Raw genomic sequence first — 1485 nt, forward strand, 5'->3', positions numbered from 1 at the left:
ATTTATATTTAGAAAGTGTTTTTAATATTCTTGCATAATTCTCATTGTCTTTATAGTAATCCTCTCTATTTTCGCTTTCTAGTAAGGCTTTGAATGAAGAATCTAGTAACATTAAATTTTCAAGGTCATCACTTCCTCCATGTTCTCTTGGGACTAGCCTATGAACATAAAAGTTGTCGTTACCTGCGATATATTTTCCTGTTACTTCACAAGTTGAGTTTCTTTGGAGTCTCAAGATTGCTCTTATTTGAGGGTTTTCAATTTCGTTTATCTCAATTTGTTTCTCTACATTCATAACTTTCTTTTTCGCTGAAAATAGTTTAGGTATTTTAAACTTTATAGCTTGTAGCGTGAAAATCGTTGTTCCTGCTACGTTCCATACTTTAAAGTTGTATCCTTTATAGCGGAGTTTATATTTCTTATCCTTTTTCCCAGATGGTTTCCCTAATCTGTTCATTAAGGATTTATTAACTATATAGCCAATTTTACTAAAATCTATATTTACCATTGTTGCCATGCGATAATAATTTTGAATTCCTAGTATTATTGAATTAAATTTTAAGACTTGGGTGGCAGTTCGTCTTCTTTGAAGCTCTTTTATCTCTTCTCTGATTAAGGTTAGGATAGCTTTTCTTGCTTTGTCAGATATATATGACCTCACAGTTAATCTATTTCTATTCTTAACAGCTTTGAATTTTATTCCTAAAAAGACACTAAACTCTTTTCTTAGATTCACTATTTTTGATTTCTTTTCTGAAACTTCTAGTTTCAATCTATCTTTTAAGAATATTTTAACAAGTTTAAACATCTTGTCCGCTGATGCTCTATCTCTACAAAAGAGTTTAAAGTCATCTGCGTATCTAACAATTCTAACTTCTGTTAAATTTGTATCTCTGAGAGCTCTCTCTTTGCTTGCAAGAGTGGAATATTCTCTTCTAGTTTTTAATCCTAGCCATTGTTTGTGTATCCACCAGTCAAGTTCGTTTAAAACTATGTTGGCTAGAAGTGGTGAAAGTATTCCACCTTGAGGAGTTCCCTTCTCAGATTGAACAATATCCTTGTTTTGTAATACAGTTTCCACTTTCAGCATGCATTTTATTATTGATAAGGTTTTCTTGTCGATAGATTTAAATCGCTGTAGCTGTTTTATCAGTTTTTTATGATTTATATTATCGAAGAATCCTTTTATATCAATATCTACAACAAAATGTAGTTTTGAAATGTTTACACAATGATAACAAGTTGCTATCGCATGTTCTGCACTACGTTCTGGTCTAAATCCAAAGGAATTTTTATGAAAACTTTTTTCGACTATTGGTTCTAAGACTTGTTTAAAACATAGTTGTACTAGTCTATCATAAATATTAGGTATTCCTAGGGGTCTAAATTCTCCATTTCCTTTTGGAATCTCTACTCTTTTTACCGTTCCTGGTGTGTATCTGCCCTTTAAATCATATTTAATTCGTTTTACTATTTCATCTTCAA

At 31.1% G+C, this 1485-nt stretch carries 1 protein-coding gene; it reads right to left on the bottom strand.

Features of this window, described 5'->3' with window-relative positions; genetic code table 11:
* Positions 1–1485: group II intron reverse transcriptase/maturase (gene ltrA / locus L988_RS05800; protein ID WP_047382501.1), on the bottom strand; the 1485-nt coding region annotated here is incomplete at both ends.

The organism is Cetobacterium sp. ZWU0022 (genome assembly GCF_000800875.1).
GTDB lineage: Bacteria > Fusobacteriota > Fusobacteriia > Fusobacteriales > Fusobacteriaceae > Cetobacterium_A.